Origin of the sequence: Aquimarina sp. Aq107 (assembly GCF_943733665.1) — a bacterium.
Lineage (GTDB): Bacteria > Bacteroidota > Bacteroidia > Flavobacteriales > Flavobacteriaceae > Aquimarina.
The window spans coordinates 2,947,754-2,966,641 of record NZ_OX030782.1; the positions used below are offsets into that span (position 1 = coordinate 2,947,754).

The 18,888-nt window shown below is 31.7% G+C and carries 18 protein-coding genes; 7 read left to right on the forward strand and 11 right to left on the reverse strand.

The genetic code is table 11. The annotated features are described in order from the left end of the window. Nucleotides 1-16 precede the first annotated feature (16 nt). A complete protein-coding gene (locus NMK29_RS12655) occupies nucleotides 17-1,657 on the reverse strand; it encodes a TldD/PmbA family protein (protein WP_108803870.1) in 1,641 nt (546 codons plus the stop codon). Between the two features lie 526 nt (nucleotides 1,658-2,183). On the opposite strand from NMK29_RS12655, the gene NMK29_RS12660 reads away from it, so the two are divergent. Then, nucleotides 2,184-2,756 carry a uracil-DNA glycosylase family protein gene (locus NMK29_RS12660; protein ID WP_108803869.1) on the forward strand — a complete coding sequence of 191 codons (573 nt, stop codon included), beginning with the start codon at nucleotides 2,184-2,186 and terminating at the stop codon, nucleotides 2,754-2,756. A 12-nt stretch (nucleotides 2,757-2,768) separates the two neighbouring features. Here the strand turns inward: NMK29_RS12660 and NMK29_RS12665 are convergent, their stop codons facing one another. Together NMK29_RS12665 and NMK29_RS12670 are read right to left on the reverse strand one after the other, a co-directional pair. Continuing rightward, a complete protein-coding gene (locus NMK29_RS12665; RefSeq protein WP_108803868.1) occupies nucleotides 2,769-3,287 on the reverse strand; it encodes a DinB family protein in 519 nt (172 codons plus the stop codon). A gap of 85 nt (nucleotides 3,288-3,372) precedes the next feature. Then, the gene (locus NMK29_RS12670) at nucleotides 3,373-4,026 is read right to left on the reverse strand and encodes a hypothetical protein (RefSeq protein ID WP_108803867.1); all 654 of its coding nucleotides are present in this window, start codon (nucleotides 4,024-4,026) and stop codon (nucleotides 3,373-3,375) included. A gap of 474 nt (nucleotides 4,027-4,500) precedes the next feature. Here NMK29_RS12670 and NMK29_RS12675 point away from each other — a divergent pair, with 474 nt between their 5' ends. After that, nucleotides 4,501-4,722 carry a hypothetical protein gene (locus tag NMK29_RS12675; protein WP_027391981.1) on the forward strand — a complete coding sequence of 74 codons (222 nt, stop codon included), beginning with the start codon at nucleotides 4,501-4,503 and terminating at the stop codon, nucleotides 4,720-4,722. A gap of 65 nt (nucleotides 4,723-4,787) precedes the next feature. Here the strand turns inward: NMK29_RS12675 and NMK29_RS12680 are convergent, their stop codons facing one another. The 6 genes from NMK29_RS12680 to NMK29_RS12705 form a co-directional block, all read right to left on the reverse strand. Further along, nucleotides 4,788-6,626: a YfiR/HmsC family protein gene (locus tag NMK29_RS12680; protein WP_108803866.1), complete on the reverse strand. Its 1,839-nt coding sequence runs from the start codon at nucleotides 6,624-6,626 to the stop codon at nucleotides 4,788-4,790. Continuing rightward, nucleotides 6,623-9,328 (reverse strand): TonB-dependent receptor, encoded by a 2,706-nt coding sequence (locus NMK29_RS12685; protein WP_108803865.1) that lies wholly within the window; start codon nucleotides 9,326-9,328, stop codon nucleotides 6,623-6,625. The genes NMK29_RS12680 and NMK29_RS12685 overlap by 4 nt, the downstream gene beginning before the upstream one ends. A gap of 128 nt (nucleotides 9,329-9,456) precedes the next feature. Continuing rightward, a complete protein-coding gene (locus NMK29_RS12690) occupies nucleotides 9,457-9,867 on the reverse strand; it encodes a response regulator (RefSeq protein ID WP_108803864.1) in 411 nt (136 codons plus the stop codon). Continuing rightward, nucleotides 9,833-10,285: a response regulator gene (locus NMK29_RS12695; RefSeq protein WP_108803863.1), complete on the reverse strand. Its 453-nt coding sequence runs from the start codon at nucleotides 10,283-10,285 to the stop codon at nucleotides 9,833-9,835. Before NMK29_RS12695 ends, NMK29_RS12690 begins: the two co-directional genes overlap by 35 nt. A gap of 180 nt (nucleotides 10,286-10,465) precedes the next feature. Next, nucleotides 10,466-10,867 (reverse strand): response regulator, encoded by a 402-nt coding sequence (locus NMK29_RS12700; RefSeq protein ID WP_108803862.1) that lies wholly within the window; start codon nucleotides 10,865-10,867, stop codon nucleotides 10,466-10,468. 46 nt (nucleotides 10,868-10,913) lie between these two features. Continuing rightward, nucleotides 10,914-11,339: a response regulator gene (locus NMK29_RS12705; RefSeq protein WP_108803861.1), complete on the reverse strand. Its 426-nt coding sequence runs from the start codon at nucleotides 11,337-11,339 to the stop codon at nucleotides 10,914-10,916. A 266-nt stretch (nucleotides 11,340-11,605) separates the two neighbouring features. On the opposite strand from NMK29_RS12705, the gene NMK29_RS12710 reads away from it, so the two are divergent. Both NMK29_RS12710 and NMK29_RS12715 read left to right on the forward strand, forming a co-directional pair. Further along, the gene (locus NMK29_RS12710) at nucleotides 11,606-12,793 is read left to right on the forward strand and encodes a hypothetical protein (protein ID WP_108803860.1); all 1,188 of its coding nucleotides are present in this window, start codon (nucleotides 11,606-11,608) and stop codon (nucleotides 12,791-12,793) included. 2 nt (nucleotides 12,794-12,795) lie between these two features. After that, on the forward strand, nucleotides 12,796-13,806 hold the full coding sequence (locus NMK29_RS12715; RefSeq protein ID WP_108803859.1) for a metal-dependent hydrolase: 1,011 nt from the start codon (nucleotides 12,796-12,798) through the stop codon (nucleotides 13,804-13,806). A 53-nt stretch (nucleotides 13,807-13,859) separates the two neighbouring features. Here NMK29_RS12715 and NMK29_RS12720 read toward each other — a convergent pair whose 3' ends face one another. Next, nucleotides 13,860-14,360: a DUF1761 domain-containing protein gene (locus NMK29_RS12720; protein WP_027391989.1), complete on the reverse strand. Its 501-nt coding sequence runs from the start codon at nucleotides 14,358-14,360 to the stop codon at nucleotides 13,860-13,862. A gap of 57 nt (nucleotides 14,361-14,417) precedes the next feature. After that, nucleotides 14,418-15,017, reverse strand: coding sequence for a LysE family translocator (locus NMK29_RS12725; RefSeq protein WP_108803858.1), 600 nt, complete (start codon nucleotides 15,015-15,017; stop codon nucleotides 14,418-14,420). Between the two features lie 302 nt (nucleotides 15,018-15,319). Here NMK29_RS12725 and NMK29_RS12730 point away from each other — a divergent pair, with 302 nt between their 5' ends. Genes NMK29_RS12730 through NMK29_RS12740 form a run of 3 tightly spaced genes read left to right on the forward strand, consistent with a single transcriptional unit; the run spans nucleotide 15,320 to nucleotide 18,847 of the window. Continuing rightward, nucleotides 15,320-15,805 carry an acetyl-CoA carboxylase biotin carboxyl carrier protein subunit gene (locus NMK29_RS12730; RefSeq protein ID WP_108803857.1) on the forward strand — a complete coding sequence of 162 codons (486 nt, stop codon included), beginning with the start codon at nucleotides 15,320-15,322 and terminating at the stop codon, nucleotides 15,803-15,805. Between the two features lie 54 nt (nucleotides 15,806-15,859). Then, the gene (gene accC / locus NMK29_RS12735) at nucleotides 15,860-17,302 is read left to right on the forward strand and encodes an acetyl-CoA carboxylase biotin carboxylase subunit (protein WP_108803856.1); all 1,443 of its coding nucleotides are present in this window, start codon (nucleotides 15,860-15,862) and stop codon (nucleotides 17,300-17,302) included. A 3-nt stretch (nucleotides 17,303-17,305) separates the two neighbouring features. After that, complete coding sequence (locus NMK29_RS12740; RefSeq protein WP_108803855.1) at nucleotides 17,306-18,847, forward strand: acyl-CoA carboxylase subunit beta; 1,542 nt, start codon at nucleotides 17,306-17,308, stop codon at nucleotides 18,845-18,847. Nucleotides 18,848-18,888 lie beyond the last annotated feature (41 nt).

An 18,888-nucleotide genomic window follows, 5' to 3' on the forward strand; every position in this document is an offset into this window, starting at 1 on the left:
TAAATAAGACTGTGATTTAAATTTTTCTACCTGTGTTGATCACATTCACGCCATTAAAACGTGTAGTAGAACTTCCGTGAGATACAGCACTTACTTGCGAAGGCTGTCCTTTACCATCAAAGAATGATCCGAACATTCGGTAATCATCTTTGTCACATATCTTAGCACAAGAATTCCAGAACTCTTGTGTATTAGATTGATATGCTACATCATCTAGCATACCTACGATTTTTCCGTTTTTGATTTCAAAAAACACAGTTCCACCAAATTGGAAATTATATCGTTGTTGATCTATAGAATAAGAACCTCTACCTGCGATGTATATTCCTTTTTCTACGTCTTTAATCATATCATCTATAGAATACTTCTCTTTTCCTGGTTCTAGAGAAACATTAGGCATGCGCTGGAATTGTACATCATTCCAACTCTGAGAATAACAACATCCATGAGATTCGTTTTGATCTATCATATGCACTTGATCACGGATTGCCTGATAGTTTGTTAATACACCATTACGTACTAAATCCCATTTCTTTGTTTTTACTCCTTCGTCATCATATCCTACAGCTCCTAAGGAACCTACTTGAGTTTTATCCGCCACAAGGTTTACAATATCACTACCATATTTAAAGTTTTTGGTCTTCCATTTATCCAGAGTAGCAAAACTTGTTCCTGCATAATTAGCTTCATATCCTAACACTCTATCTAGTTCTAATGGATGTCCAACCGATTCGTGGATTGTTAACCCTAAATGATTTGGTTCTAACACTAGATCGTATTTACCAGCTTCTACAGATTTAGCAGTTAATCTTTGCTTTGCTTGCTTCGCTGCTAAGGTTGCGTCTTCTAGGATATCATAACTTTTACGATATAGATTAAGACCCTCAGGACCTTTTAGTTTTTCTGAAGCTAATCCGTCCATATATTCATATCCCATTCCCATAGGAGCACTCATTGCCTGACGTGATTTAAATTTACCTGTACCTTTATCGATAGCAGTCACAGTAAATGTCGGCCAGATACGATGTACATCCTGATCTATGTAGGAACCATCTGTAGACGCAAAATATTTTTGTTCATTTACCATAAAAAGTCCGGAGTTAACATAATTAGCTCCGTTCTCTAATGCTGCTGCATTTGCAGATAATAACAAATCTACTTTTTCAGAAACTGGAACATCTTTAAAATCCTTTTTTATAGGCGTTTTCCAAGATACTTCTCCGTGTGATTTTACAGGAGCCAGTTTCACTTCTTCTTTTTGAAATTTAGAATTAGCTTTTGCAATCGCTACTGCTTGATCTGTAGCTTTCTTAATTCCGTCTTCGGTAACACTATTAGTGGATGCAAATCCCCAAGTACCATTAACAATTACTCGGATTCCGATACCAAATGATTCTGTATTAACTACATTTTGCACTTTATCTTCTCTAGTAAATACATATTGGTTTAGATACCTACCTATTCTGGCATCTGCATAACTTGCTCCCAATGATTTTGCTGTATTAAGTGCTACGTCTGCCATTCGTTTTTTAATGGCAATATCCATTCCTGGGCTAAGCAGTGCTTCTGCAGGAATATCATTTCCCAGAAGTAGTGAAGGCATCATTAACGCGCCTGCCCCTAATCCTGTGTATTGAATAAAATCTCTACGTTTCATAAACCTCTTTTTTGATTGAGTGAATATTAAAATAAGTCTGATGAACTTTTTCTTGTAAAAAATACTTTAGCTAATCAATTACTAGAAGAGATTATTAAAGTTTTGTTACAAGACTAACTTCCGTTAGCTTTAAAAGTAGAAAAATAATATTAAACTTCCATACTCTGAAAGAGAACTACGATTAAATCCACAACGTAGGATTCCGCAAAGTAACCCTTTCAACCAAACAAACATAAACAGCTGATAAATAAACTATTAACTTTGTTTTGGTAATTAAATAATTCTCAAAGAAATACACCAAAAACAACGAAAAAATCATTAAAAACACACATACTTAAACTTTTGTTAAACTTTTAAGCTCTTCCTTATTAAATACACAAAAACACGACTAAATAGGCCATATGGAATAATACGAACCACAAAATAGGGCAAACGAAGATGAATGTATTGTCTTTATAATAAGCTTATTATTAAAATAAACTGTTAGAATATTTTGTAATTTAACCTTCTAAATTTCCAACATTATATGGATACTCTTTTATCTTCAATTTCAAAATGTGATGTATGTGCTCAAAAATTAGAATTAGGTCCAAGACCTATTGTTTCTGCGAATACACGAAGTAAAATTGTAATTATAGGGCAAGCTCCGGGAAGTGTTGTTCATAAATCCGGAATTCCTTGGGATGATAAAAGTGGGCAAAACTTAAGAGCGTGGATGGGAATTGATAATGACACTTTTTATAACGCTGAAATTACAGCTTTAATTCCAATGGGTTTTTGTTACCCAGGAAAAGGAAAATCTGGTGACCTACCTCCTACTAAGGAATGTGCTCCATTATGGCATCAAAAATTACTAAGCAATATGAAGGATGTAGAACTTATACTACTAATTGGTACCTATGCACAACAATATTACTTAGGAAATAAACTTAAAAGAACACTGACAGAATCTGTAAAAAATTATAAAGAATATCTACCTAATTATTTTGTACTACCACATCCATCGCCAAGAAACAATATATGGCAAGCAAAAAATGAATGGTTTAGGAAAGAGGTAATTCCTGAATTAAAGAATAGTATTAAATCTATACTTACCTAACGAAATTAAGTTTTATAAATATCTTTCTTTTATAATATCCATATGCCAAATCTCATGACCAATTATGGTAAAAGCTGCAGCTCTAGCTGACATATCGCCTCCATTAGCATTACCGATATACATCAACTGATCATCATTGATACTATTTAGGAATGAAATAGAACTTTGTCTTACTATTTCGAATTCGCCAATCAACTCGCTCATAGATTTTTGATTTGCTCCCGAAGGATCTATATAAATATTTTGATCGTAACCCGCTAAAGGAGTTTGATCATTTCTGGCAATACGGAAACACCTGTACATAAATATACGTTCGGTATCTATTAGATGTTGCAAAACCTCTTTGACACTCCATTTATTAATATCATATCGATATTCTTGCTTTTCCGGAGAAATAGACTCAAAAAAATTAATTACATCATCTTTTCCTATTTCAAAACCTTCTATTATACTTACTTGTGGAGACAACTTTTTAATATATCTACCATAATATTCATCATATTCCTTGGGGCTCAAATCTGTACTATTCATTTTTCTTGATTTATAATATACATACAATGATATCAAATCGTATTAAAAAAATAGTAGTCCAGTTTTTATAAACTAAAGATTCCAGTTATCTATAGGCTGTATATAGAACAATGATTCCCTCATTATCTATATCTTCTGGTAGAACATTTTGTCCTACATTAGTAACATCTCCATCAATATATGTAATATTAATTGTAAAACCATCGGAATTAAAGTCTGTCAAATCACCTAAAATGTTTCCCAATAAAAGTCCATTCTGGTCTCCATATCTTAATCCTATTGAATACATGTCCGAAGCGAAACGAGAAATATCATTAATAGAGTTTCCATGAGAGCCAATATAAATGACCTGTTGAATAATATCACCTGGATCATTTCGTGCAAAACCATTCATAGTCCCAAAAGAATTCCTTATTCCTCTATCATTATTAGCAGTTCCATTATCGTTGTTTATATTAAAATCTTCAACATTAGCATGTGCAACAAAGGTCACCAATGTAGGTCTAAATGGGATTCCTGTTATATTTATTGTACCTGAGCTAGATACCTGAAACGCTCCTACGTAAACATTACCAGTAGTTAACATTTCTTGCCAACCAGTATCCGTAAACTCATAAACCCTATTGACATCAGTATCATAAACTAAAGCTCCAACAGAAACACCTGTAATCGCTACTCTTTCTGCAGTAGAAGCAGTAGGCAATCCCATTAAAGAATTAGCATCAATTTGAGCTAACATATTATGACTTATACTAAAAAAACAGATTACAAAAACAACAGAACTCTTCATTAAAAACAATAATTAAAGGGATTTCTCCCTCTAAAAATACATTTTTTTTATTATATGAAAAGAATGAATTTTCTTGGTTTTAAAACAAAATATAAAAAAATCAAAAGTTTAAAACCCACTTCGCTGTGTTATGTTATTTTTTTACAAACTTTTTATTAAAATGAAATATTAAGAACATAAACAACTTCACATTGAATTCGTTAAATATTTGAAGTAAATACAACATTTGCTAAAAAAACATCTATTTATTAAAACTAGGTATAATGATCATTTATCATTTCATTTATTTCCGTTATATATAAGAGACAATAAATGTCGATTTTTTTTATATATTTACCCCAAAAGTGTTAAATTAAAGATGAAATAGTTTATTTTTCATAGAGTAGTCTAAAACATTTTTATTATTACAATAAATACTGAGTTATGGAATTAATGGAGAAAGCACGTGAGTTTGAGGGCAGAAGTATGAGCAATATGTCCACTAGTGATCGAGTTGAAGCATCAAGAGAAGCGAAAGATCTCGTTTTGAGTCTTAATGAAATCTACAAACAAAATAAAGATCCGGAAATCATGGAAATGATGAAGATCATTACTGCTAAAAAACAAAAAATAGAAAAAAGACTTAAGGGTAGACCTGAAGTTTAAAAAAACTACATACCTCATAAGTAATTATATATTATAGTTACTTATGAGGTACTATTTATGTATTGTTATTCGGGAATTGTAAAGTAAAAAGTAGTTCCCTTTCCTTCCGTTGATTCTAACCAAATTTCGCCATTGTGAGATTCTACAATTTTCTTGCAATGCGCTAATCCTATTCCGGTACCTTGATATTTTTCTCTAGAATGAAGTCTTTGGAAAATTGCAAAAATTCTATCTTGATGAATTTTAGGAATCCCTATTCCATTATCCTTTACTGAGAATTCCCAGTATCTTTTAGAAGGTTCGTCTTTTCTTTCTTTTTTAATTGCCTCTACGTGAATTTCGGGGATTGTATCTTCTTCTATAAATTTAATCCCATTACTAACCAAGTTTTGTAACAATAATCGTAGCTCTACAGGATTTCCTTTTACAACAGGCAACTTTTTTGAATAAATTTTAGCATTAGTCCTTTCTAAAATATTAGTAAAATCACCTTTTAGTTCTACTAAGACTGTATTCATATCCACTTTTATGAAATCTCTAGTTCTTCCTAATCTAGAATATTCTAATAAAGAATCAATCAGTTTCTTCATCCGAATACTAGCATTTTTTATAAAATTTAAACTTTCCTTTCCTATATCATCAAAACTATCACCATAATCTTCGGATATAAGCCCTATGAAACTAGATATTGTATTTAAAGGCTCTTGTAAATCATGGCTAGCAATATATGCGAATTGCTCTAATTCTTTATTCTTTGATTCTAAAACTAGAGATTGTTCGTGTATTTCTTTATTTTTCGTTTCTAAAGCAGCATTTAATCTCTTTTTATTGAGGTAACTTCTATATACAAAAATACCACCTATTAAAATCAAAGAAATCAAAGCTATCAAGGACCAATTAATCGTTTTTTGATTCTCTATTTCCGAACGTTGCTCTTCTAAAATCTTTTCCTTTTCCTTGATTTCTTCATTTTGTTGCTCTAAATATTCTTGTTGCTTTTCAATCTCTTGAATACTTGCTTCTATCTTTTTCTCCTGATTTTTAATAAATGCAACTTGATCCTGAATATTTTTCTCTAACTCTTTTTCAATTAAGAGTTTTTCTTCGTATTTCTTTTCTTGTATTTTACTTTCACTTGATAGCTTTTCAATCCACCTATTTCTATCTGTAATACCTCCTTTTATTGTATCAATAGCTTTTGCTTGGTTAGATATTTTTTCTTCTTGCTGTTTTATTCGTTCTTCTTTATCCTTAATCGCAACCTTCTGTTCCTCATTCTCATCTAATGCTTTTTCTAAAGATTCTTCTGTTGTTTTAAATAACCCTTTCCATTTTTGAGAAGATGTAATGGCATATTGTTCTAATGAGGAAGCAATCTGGAAATTTTCATTTTTAATACGGTTTGCATTAATTTCATACTCAAAAGAATTACCAACGTTAACCATATTGATCATAGAAGAATTATAAAAATAATCTTCTGTCACAAGCAATATATTTTTCCCTGAAATCTTACCAAGAATATAATTAATGTCATAATTATACTTATTATGAACATATAACAATTGAATATCTTTGATATTCTTTACAAATTGAAAACGACTAATTTCTACAGGTTTCCCAAAAATCTCTCTTTTTTGAGCCATCGATTTTAGATCAATAATTGTGCGATCTGGTCCTAGTACTCCAATTCTAAAAGTATCTATTTGATCTATTTCTGGCCAGCCTACTTGTTGTGCGAAGTTATAGATGAATATTGCGCGCTGTACTCTTTTTACCTCTTCATTGGCTGTATTTTGGGCAGTAACTTTATTATTACTAAATAAAGTCATCCATGCAAACAACATAATTACGCCATATTGTCCACAAAAAATAGCACGTAAAAAACTACATAAATTATCGATCATAACTTTAACAATACCCGAAGATAGTAATTAGCGCCATTAACTCCGAATTGTTGTACTCTTCTACTGTAAATAAAATTACCGTTGTTAGTATTCGCCGAGTGTTTGTGCCTATCTGGATACATGTTAAAAATATTATTTCCTCCTAAAGTACATTTTATATAATCATTAATCTGATATGAAACTGCAAGATCTGTTGTTAATTTTGGAGAAAATGTTTGATCCCGAGATTCTACATTACCTGTAAAATCATTTAGCAGCCAATTGGCTTGATCTCCATCATCTGGATGTACAAACTTTACTTCTCCAAAGAGTGTATTGACCATTTGCAACCTAAACTTACCAAACTCATACGATAACAGAGAATTTACTTTGTAATTAGGCTGTGCATACTCTACCCTCGCTATTTCTTCTCTATTAAACAAAACATCTTCTTGTCCCACAAGAGAAGGAGATACTTTTATATCTCCCTTGACTTTAGTACTTGTTATATTACCGCCTAAAGAAGCTCCTAATTTTCCGTTCCCAAGATCTGTTTTATAGTGTATTGCAACATCTCCTCCTGATGTTTTAGAATCAATTGCATTGGTAAAAAATTGAGCTGCGCCAACTCCAAAAGGTTCTAGAATTGCTTCATACCCTTCGGCAAATCTACCTGAAAGTACAATTCTATCATCAATATTAATTAAATAATAATCAAAGGTATAAGTGAAATTGTCATTTAATTTCCCACTGATTCCCGCGCTAAAATGTTTTGACAACTCTGGTTTTAACTTATCGATCTGAAATGCTTCTGTAGCTACTGCACTTTCATTATTAAACGTTCCTACTTGAATACTTTCGCCATTAACGAACTGTGTACTAATATTCTGGAAAAACACTTGATGTAACGATGGTGCTCTAAAACCTGTAGAAAATCCTGCTCTAACACTTACATTATCATTAATCCTATATCTACTAGACAGTTTCCAGATAGCTTGTCCCCCAAAATCATTATAAGCTTCATACCTTGCAGCTGCTTTTATCAATAATTTTTCTGAGATATTAGTCTCTACATCAAAGTATGCAGAACTATTTGTTCTAAAGCGATTTAATTCATTCTCCGGCTGAAAACCAGGAAAAACTTGGGCTCCAGCTGCTCTTGGAAGTTCATTGCCAAATTCATCAAAATACGTACTACCTCCATTAACATATGATGCCTCTTCACCAGCAATGATCTGATAATTCTCTACTCGTAATTCTGCTCCGAATGCTATGTTAACGCCTTTTAACCAATCAAAGGCTTTAGAAATATCTAAGTTTGTAGTATTTTGTTGGTACTCAAATCCTCCTGCATAAAAAGTTCTTGGCGAAGCTACACCTAATGAAGCGTTATTAGAATTATTCACTGTATAATCCAAACTATTGATACCGATAGAGTGACTAAAATCTACATTCCATCCATTCTTTACTCCTCGAATTCCCCCAGCAACTACATCGTCCTGAATATCTGTTAGTATCTCTGGCGAAAAACCATTGGAAAATAATTCTGGAACTACCCTATCTTGATCTTTAGGAAAACGATAAAACCCTGCTGCTTTACCTTCTCGATAATTTCTCCCACCTTGTAAATAAAAAGTAGCTTTATCAGACATCTTAATTTCTCCATTAAATGCCAACGTTAGATTTTGCGTTTCTGCACTTCCTATTTCCATCACTCTGTTTCCGGAATACCCAGTTTGACCAAAAAAATTATTTTCTTGAATAAGCCTCTGATCCTCTACTGCATCATCGGTATAAACAGTACCGGTATAATCTCCCGCTCTATTTACCGATTCTCTATCTCTATATTCTGCTGTAACATTAATATATCCTTCTTTTCCAATTTTTAATCCAAAATTAGCCGCAGAATATGTAGTAAATCCATCTCCTTCGGTTGTTATACCAACTCTATTATCGATATTAATGACTTCTGTTTGTTTCTTTAGAATAATATTTATAACACCAGCAATTGCATCCGATCCATATTGAGAAGTTGCACCATCACGTAATATTTCTATTCGTTCTATAGAGGCTATTGGGATAGCATTAAAGTCTGTCCCTACAGTACCTCTACCAACAGTACCATTTACATTTAATAAAGAACTGTTATGCCTACGCTTTCCATTGACCAATACCAAGATTTGATCTGGCCCTAAACCTCGTAAAGTTGCTGGATCAATATGATCTGTACCATCCGATATTGTTTGATTAGTAGAATGAAAAGATGGAACTAAATAATGTAAAATATGACTTAACTCAATCTGCGAAGAATTAGTAATCTCCTGCGGAGAAATAATATCAACTGGAGCCGTAGTTTTTAATAAAGATCTCGGTTTTGCTCTGGAACCTACCGAAATTGGCTGATCAATAGAGAATCCTGTTTCTAATACAAAATCTAATTGAGCCGTTTCTCCTACTTTTACAGTTGTGGATTTAGAAACCGAATTATACATCACAAATCCAGCTGTGAGTATATATTCTCCTTCTTCTACATCAAAAGTATAATTCCCATTTACATCTGTTGTCGTAGTCTGGCTAGTACCTTCTATACTAACTCGTGCTCCTGGCAAATTTCCAAATTGATCAGAAACATTACCCGAGATTACTGCTCTAGATTGTGATAAAGTTATTTGACAAAAAAAGAATATTGAGGCGATACAGGATATAGTCTGTAATCTAACCATAAGGGGTAATTTTAAATTATTTCCTAATAAAACGTTTGTGTACTTAAACCTTACGTGCAAGATAAATAATAAAAAATAAAAGTTTTATTAAAACTCGTATTCTTTAACACCTATTAAAAATGGGACGTTTATCCTACAAGGGTTAACTTTTTATCAAAAAACTTAGTTATAATAGTATCAACAAAAACTCTTGATAACATTTTACCACTAAACTCCTTAATTTGATCTATAGACTCAGCCAATTCCTTATCTTCTTTGGTTAATTCTGCACCTATCATTAAAATAATAGTACTATCTTTTAAAGTGCTTTCTAACTTACTGAATTCCGATAAAAATTCCCATCCATTCATCACTGGCATATTAATATCTAAAAAGATAATTTCTGGAACTACTCCTGATTTTATAATCTGTAAAGCTTCTAAACCATCCTTAGCAACTAATACCTCATCAACATATCCAGTTTTTGAAAGAACGATCTTATTAAAAAAAATAGTCGCATCACTATCATCTACTAAAAGTGCTTTTTTTATTGTTTTCATATAAGTGGGGTTTAAAAAAATGTTTTTTAACTACGTTATTTAATGTTGGGAATGATAATGGTTTATTAACAAGATCTTTTACAAAATAATTTTCTTTAGATTTTTCTAGATCTTTGATATCAGAAGAAGTGGTTAGTATTATAATTTTAATGTCCTCTGTAACTTTTTGGTCCAATTTGGAATATTCTACCAAAAACTCCCAACCATTCATAGCGGGCATGTTAAGATCTAAAAAGATTAGGTTTGGTTTCAATTCGATTCCTTTATCTACGTCGACTAAGTACTGTAAAGCTGCCTTCCCGCTTTGTCGAACCTTTATTGAATTGAAACTATCGTGTCTTGATAAGATTTTACTATTGAAGAAATTGGTAGGTTTATCATCATCAATCAATAAAACACAATCAATTGGATTATTCATAATATATTTTTGTTGGTTTCGGACAAAAGAACCACATCAATACAAGAAAACGAATCTTAATAAAATTTTAGACAACCAATTTGCGATAAAATGCAAAAATAAACGATAAAGTGCATTTTTTTATTAAAAAAAGTACTTTTAAAAAAGGAAAAAAAGGTAATTGGAATACCCTATAAGATATTAATTTATAGCATTCTTGAAATACTTAGAAACAATTTCTAAAACAATTTCCTTGGTTAACATCTTATCTCTGAACTCCATAACCTGCGGAAAAGATTTTAGTTTTCTTTCTTGCTCCTCATTTAATTTGGCTCCCAACAATACTACTATTATTGTGTTCTTACAAGAATCTGATAATTTATCATATTGCTCTAGAAACTCCCACCCGTTCATTATAGGCATATTCAAATCCAAGAAGATAATTTCGGGAATAGCAACTGTCTGAATACTCTGCAATGCGTTCTCACCATTAGTAGCTAAAACAACTTCTTCAACACAATTTGTTTTTAAAATTATTGTTTTATTAAAGAAATTGGTTGCTTTACTATCATCAACTAAAAGAATCTTTTTTAACTTATCCATTTAAGCAAAAATATAAAAACACTTAAGCAATAAAGGTGATCTTAACTTAACTTTTTACCACACATTTAGAAAAATGTTTTTGTATTACATTATCCAATAAATCTAACGATAATGGTTTATTAATAAAATCATCTACTGAATGATTCTTTATCGATTCATTAACATCATCAGGGTTAGAAGATGTTGATAATAAAATTACTTTAATTCCTTCGGTAATAGTTTTGTTCAGTTTTGCAAACTCTATCAAAAACTCCCATCCATTCATGGCTGGCATATTGATATCTAAAAAAATAAGATCAGGTTTTATTACTTCTTTATTTTCTACTTTAGAAAGGTATTCTAATGCAGCTTTCCCACTCTGCACAGTATTTACATTATCAAAACTATTATGTTTTGTAACTACCCTCTCATTAAAGAAATTTGTGGCCTTATCATCATCGATTAAAAGCACACAAGTGACTGATTTCCCCATAAAATTTTCCAATTACAATCAAAAAAACTAAACTTATTTGAAATATGCATCATAAAATCAGACTTTTCATGGCATTTTTCGTTTAAAAACGTGATTTACACGACAAAACAACGTCAAATGTTTTTCCGTATCTAAATTACGGTATTAAATCCTTTTGAAATTGTAAAATCAAAATTGACAATCGTTTAACAGACTACTATTAAAAATAAATGTAAATTTGAAATCTATTCAGACAACAGTTTGTCAAAAACATTGGTAAGGGATTTATGCTTGACAAAATAAAAAATAGTTGTAAAACAACTAAACTTCATTATTCAATATTTCAGAGTACTAATGATGTTCCTTCTAAAGATTGGAATAGTGTAAATAATGAAAATAATCTTTTTCTTACACTAAACTATCTTAACACCTTAGAACAAACATTATCAGAAACTATTGGATTTCGATATGTTTTATTCTATGATCAAAATATCCCTGTAGGTATTGCTCTAACACAACTTATAAAATTTAACACAGAAGATTTAAAGTTTCAGGAGTTCCCTTGTCGAATAAGTGACGCAATCAAAAATACTTTTATGAAAAGTATGGATGTGAGAGTACTTGTCTGCGGAAATCTTTTTTCTTGTGGAGAACATGGTTTTCTGTATGCTCCCCACATTAGTTCTAAAGAAGCGTTTGAAAGTTTATCAGATGCGTTACGAGAAATTCGAAAATCAGAAAAATCAGAAAAGCCATCATTTATATTATTAAAAGAATTTTGGCCTTCTTCATTTAATCAAAGTGATTCTATTAAAAGACAAGATTTTAGAGAGTTTAGCATCGACGTCAATATGGTATTAAAAATACAACAAGACTGGAATAGCTTTGATGATTATCTTGATAGTATGAAAACTAAATTTAGAACAAGAGCTAAAAAGGTTTTTAAAAAGTCTGCTGATATCATTGTCAAAGATTTTACGGATGAAGATATTAATACATATCATAAAGAAATAGACGCCTTATATCTTTCTGTTCTGGATAAAGCTGATTTTAAAATTGGAAAACTTAATGCAATTACTTTTAAAAATTTAAAAAAGACGCTTCAGGATTCGTTTATTTTTAAAGCGTACTTCTTAAAAGGTACCCTTGTTGGTTTCACCACTTCTTTTATTCTTAATAAAATTGTAGAAGCAAATCATATTGGTATTGATTACAAATACAATAAGTCTTATGATATTTACCAACGTATGCTTTATGACTATGTAGATCTTGCTGTATCTAAAAAAGTAGACGAATTAAGATTGGGTAGAACAGCAGAAATCATAAAAAGTTGCGTAGGTGCAAAACCCGTAGAAATGAAATTATATGTTCGTCATGGAAACTCAATTTCTAACAAACTATTAAAACCTTTGGTTGATTTCATTTCTCCCAGCGAATATGAAGTAAGAAATCCTTTTAAACTTCAGTTAGGTTAATAATGGATTCATTAACTCAGATTGTACTCGGTGCTGCTGTTGGTCAAGCTGCTATAGGAAAAAAAGTGGGAAATAAAGCTATGCTTTGGGGAGCAATTGCTGGAACGATTCCTGATCTAGATGTTTTAGCCAAACTATTTTTTGACAGCGTTACTTCTAATGAACTGCATAGAGGGTTTTCACATTCTATTTTGTTCAGCATACTTATGGCTCCAATTCTGGGATGGCTAGTAAGTAAAATATATAAAAACAAAGAAGCAGATTCGAAAGATTGGACCAAGCTTATGTTTCTTGGTCTGTTTACGCACTCTATTTTAGATGCATTTACCACTTGGGGAACACAATTGTTTTGGCCATTAGACTATAAAGTGGCTTTTCATAACATTTTTGTAGCAGATCCTTTATATACTGTTCCGTTTTTAGTCTTTGTACTCATAGCTATGCTTTACAAACGTACAAATCCTAAAAGAAGATTTTTTAACAATCTAGGATTGTACTGTAGTAGTTTTTATATGTTGCTTACTTTAGTCTTACAACGAATTGCTGAATTTAATTTTACCACTAATTTAGAAAATCAACATCTCACATATAATCAAATACAAACTCGACCTACTCCATTAAATAGTATTTTATGGACAGCCAATATAGAAACTGACAAATCCTTTCTTATCGGATATTATTCCTTACTTGACGAACCAGATGTTATTAATTTTACTGAGTTTCCTAAAAACCATTATTTACTGGGTGAAGCAAAAAATGATCCTTTAATTCCACGTCTAATTAAATTAAGTGAAGGTTGGTATACGATCGAATCTGATAATGATAAATTATACTTTAATGATCTTAGATTTGGACAATTAGGAATGGGTAAGGATGCTAGTCGTTTTGTCTTTAGCTACGAATTATATTATGATCAAAATGGCAATTTACAAGCTAAAGAACGTGAACGTAATGTAAAAGAAGCTTCTCCTATGCTTAAAAAACTCTTTTCTCGCGTACTTGGTAATAAATAAAAAAAGAGGGTTTATAATAGATATAAACCCTCTTTTTTTTATTGTCAAATACATTAAGTAAACTCACAAATAATGCCTCCCATTAATGCTAGGCATACAGTCCAATATCCCACATTTACTAATATATATTTTACTCCTTTTCTTTCGAATAAAGCATTTGTTCCCAGCACAGGTAAAACTAAAAATATTCCAGCCATAGCACCGTGCAAAGCACCATGTTTAAATGTTCTAAAGTTGGTTCCATATTTATTCATAAAATCCTGAGTATACTGATAGATTTCTGTCCCTTCCTTAGTTAAGTCCGGCTCATTCATTAAGCTCTGAAAAAAACCATTTTGATGTATTACCATAGTAGGAAGCGAAGAAGCCAACATAAGACTTAGAATAAGAGAAACAATAAAAATTACAGCCATGTTCCCTCCTTTTAAATCTTCTGTTGTAAATCCACAAGCATTCATCCAAGCAGTACCAAAAACCTTTGGGTTATACCATATAAACCCTAATACTATAGGTACAAGAGCAGCGATTGCAACTATTAATAAATTAAATTCCATATTGGTTTGTTTTTTAAGTTGTTACTCAAATATAGCGAAAATGAATTTTATCAAACATTACCAAACCAAGTAGGCTAAACGAAAAGAAAAGATTAACAGAACTACTCCGGTTATCCTAAAGAATATTTTCAATCTATAAGGAGATATGAATGGTTTAAGCTTATCTGAAAGAAAAACTTTTAATAAATCTGTAGTCAATATACCTGATAGCACAGCTATCAAAAAAACTAAAAGCGCTATGGAATCTGAATATTTTTCATATCCATATTTAAACACTCCGATCCAAACAATAAATACAAAAGGATTAAAAAAATTAACGCTAAAGCCTTTGATAAAAAAAGAAGTCCATTTTTTAGAACTAATAGATATATTACTAGTAATTACAGCTTTTTTAAGCAGATAATTAATTCCCAATCCAAAAAGTATAACACTTCCTATAATACCAATCCAAAATTGATTCTGAGTTGCTGTCATAAAAGTAGAAAGTCCATAATAACATAATAAAACACATATGACATCACTGACTATAATACCAAAAGCAACAGAAAACCCTGCTTTTAAGCCATACTGAAAACTACTATTGAGTAACAAAAAAAATACTGGACCAACAAAAATGATCATCGCTATACCAATAAAAAAGCCTTCAATAAATGACATAAATTAAAATTGTTCCATAACAAATATAGTTTTATATATGTTATGTAAATATAGATATAATCGTCTGCTTTTTTAACCAACTATTTTAAGAATATAAAAGCACAAAGTGATCTCTCTGAAACCACAATGAAACCCTTTTGACACCTTTTTGCAACCCTATTTTTTAAATATTTCAACCTTCTCCTTTTTTTCATTTTTTCAGAAAACATAACATTTATCAAACAATTTTTAAAAATTTCACAAGAAATACCTATGATGAATATAAATACCTATATTTATCGACCAAATTGAATGGTTTATCTATGAGTACAAACTATAAAGTAAAAGTAAATAAGGACTTTGAAACTAGCTTATCTGAAGATACTATTTCGAAAACCAATATTATTGAAACTTCCAATTCAAAATTTCACGTTATTAACAATAATCAATCCTATCATACAGAAGTTATAAAATCTGATTTTGTTAATAAGAACTATACAGTAAAAGTAAATTCTAATATCTATGAGGTCGATATATCTAACTCATTGGATATGATGATTTCGGAAATGGGGTTTTCTATTGGTGCGTCGAAACAAGTAAACTCTATAAAATCTCCAATGCCTGGGTTAATTATAGATATACAGGTAGAAATTGGTCAAACCGTTAAAGAAGATGACTATTTACTAGTTTTAGAAGCAATGAAAATGGAAAACATTATTACTTCTCCAAGAGAAGGAACTATTAAATCCATAGCTGTCTCTAAAGGAGATGCAGTAGACAAAGGAAAATTATTGATTGAATTCGAATAAAACCTCAAAGTAAGTTTAAATCAAAAGACATATCATAAGTTCTACTAATACATTATGAAAAAAATACTTGTTGCAAATAGAGGAGAAATTGCCATTAGAGTAATGAAAACCGCTCAAAAAATGGGAATTAAAACAGTGGCTATATATTCTACTGTAGATCGAGATGCTCCTCACGTAAAATTTGCTGATGAAGCAGTTTGCGTTGGCGAAGCACCTTCTAGCGAATCCTACTTGTTAGGTTCCAAGATTATTGCATTTGCCAAAGAATTAAATGTGGATGCAATACATCCTGGTTATGGATTCTTAAGTGAAAATGCTGATTTTGCAGAGGAAGTAGAAAAAAACAACATCACTTTTATAGGACCAAAATCCAAAGCTATTAAAGTTATGGGTAGTAAGCTTGCTGCTAAAGAGGCAGTAAAAGCATATGATATACCTATGGTCCCAGGTATTGATGAAGCAATTACTGATGTTGATAAAGCTAAAAAAATAGCGCTAGAAATTGGATTTCCAATTCTAATAAAAGCTTCTGCTGGTGGCGGTGGAAAAGGAATGCGTGTAGTAGAGAAAGAAAGTGAACTAGAATCACAAATGCAACGTGCTATAAGTGAAGCTATTTCTGCTTTTGGTGACGGATCAGTATTCATCGAAAAATACGTAGCATCTCCAAGACATATTGAAATACAGGTGATGGCGGATACTCATGGAAATGTTATTCACCTTTTTGAAAGAGAATGTAGTGTACAACGAAGACATCAAAAAGTAGTGGAAGAAGCTCCTTCTGCTGTCTTAACTCCAGCTTTGAGATCCGCAATGGGCGAAGCTGCTGTTAGAGTTGCACAAGCCTGTGATTATGTTGGCGCAGGAACTGTAGAATTCTTATTAGATGAAAACCATAATTTCTATTTCCTAGAAATGAATACTCGTTTACAAGTAGAACATCCTGTAACAGAACTAATAACGGGCACTGATCTTGTAGAGCTACAAATAAAAGTAGCAAGAGGAGAAAAACTTTCTATTAAACAAGATGATTTAAAAATAACTGGACATGCATTGGAATTAAGAGTATATGCAGAAGATCCGTTAAATGATTTTTTACCTAGTGTAGGGCACTTAGATACTTACACAATTCCGACAGGTAATGGTATTAGAGTAGACAACGGATTCGAAGAAGGAATGGATATTCCTATTTATTATGATCCTATGTTGTCAAAATTAATCACTTATGGTGATAGCCGAGAAGAAGCTATTCAATTAATGATTAAAGCCATTGATCAATATCATATAGAAGGTGTACAAACAACCTTATCCTTTGGAAAATTTGTGTGCAAACACGAAGCGTTTGTATCCGGTGCTTTTGATACTCATTTTGTAAAAAAATATTACACCCCAGAAGTGTTAAAATCCGAAATGGAGATAGAAGCAAGAATAGCAGCGCTCACAGCCCTAAAACAATATAAAAAAGATCAACAAGTATTACGTTTACCAATTCGCTAACATATGAACTCTAAAATAAAAACTTTACAAGAAAAAATTGATCTAGCGCATTTAGGTGGCGGTAAACAACGTATTGAAAAACAACATCAAAAGAAAAAATTAACCGCTAGAGAACGTGTAGATTATTTCTTAGACGAAGGATCTTTTGAAGAAATCGGAATCCTAGTTACTCATAGAACAACAGATTTCGGAATGGAAAAAGAAATCTATTATGGTGATGGTGTAGTAACAGGTTATGGTACCGTACATGGAAGATTAGTATATGTATTTGCTCAGGATTTCACCGTTTTTGGAGGAGCACTATCGGAAACACATGCTGAGAAAATTTGCAAAGTAATGGATCTGGCAGTAAATGTTGGAGCACCTATTATTGGATTAAATGATTCTGGTGGAGCTAGAATTCAAGAAGGAGTGCGATCCTTAGGAGGTTATGCCGATATTTTTCATAAAAATGTACAAGCTTCTGGAGTAATTCCACAAATTTCTGCTATTATGGGACCTTGTGCCGGTGGAGCAGTTTATTCTCCGGCTATTACTGACTTTACTATTATGGTAGAAGATACTAGTTATATGTTCGTAACTGGACCAAATGTAGTGAAGACTGTAACCAATGAAGAAGTAACTTCTGAAGAATTAGGAGGAGCTAGCACACATTCTTCAAAATCGGGAGTAGCTCATATAACTTCATCAAATGATATAGAATGTCTAGAAGATGTAAAAAAGTTACTGAGTTATCTTCCTCAAAATAACCAAGAAACACCAAAAACTCTTTCCTATGAATTATCTGATGAAAAAAGAGAAGTTCTATCAGAAATAGTGCCGGATAACCCAAATAAACCTTATGACATGCATGAGGTTATTGAAGGAATTATTGATGAAGATTCTTTTTATGAGATTCATAAAAACTATGCTGAGAATATCATCGTAGGTTTTGCCAGAATTGGTGGAAGAAGTGTTGGAGTTGTAGCTAATCAGCCTATGTTTTTAGCAGGTGTATTAGATGTTAATAGTTCTAAAAAAGCTGCACGTTTTACACGTTTTTGTGATTGTTTCAATATTCCATTACTTGTTTTGGTTGATGTTCCAGGATTCTTGCCTGGTACAGATCAAGAATGGAATGGAATCATAGTACATGGAGCAAAATTATTATATGCACTAAGTGAAGCAACAGTTCCAAAAGTAACGGTAATAACCCGTAAAGCATATGGTGGTGCTTATGATGTAATGAACTCTAAGCATATTGGAGCAGACCTTAATTTTGCTTGGCCGACTGCAGAAATAGCTGTAATGGGGGCAAAAGGCGCCAGTGAAATAATTTTCAGAAAAGAGATCAAAGCTTCGGATAACCCTGAAGCAAAACTTGCGGAAAAAGAAGCTGAATATGCAGATAAATTTGCAAATCCATATAGAGCAGCACAACGAGGGTTTATAGATGAAGTAATTCTTCCAGAAGATACTAGAAGAAAACTAATTAAAGGATTTAGTATGCTAGAAAAAAAATCTGTTGATCATCCAAAAAGAAAGCACGGTAATATTCCTCTATAATATGTATAGGTAGTTTACATAACATTTTTCTATTTTTACGA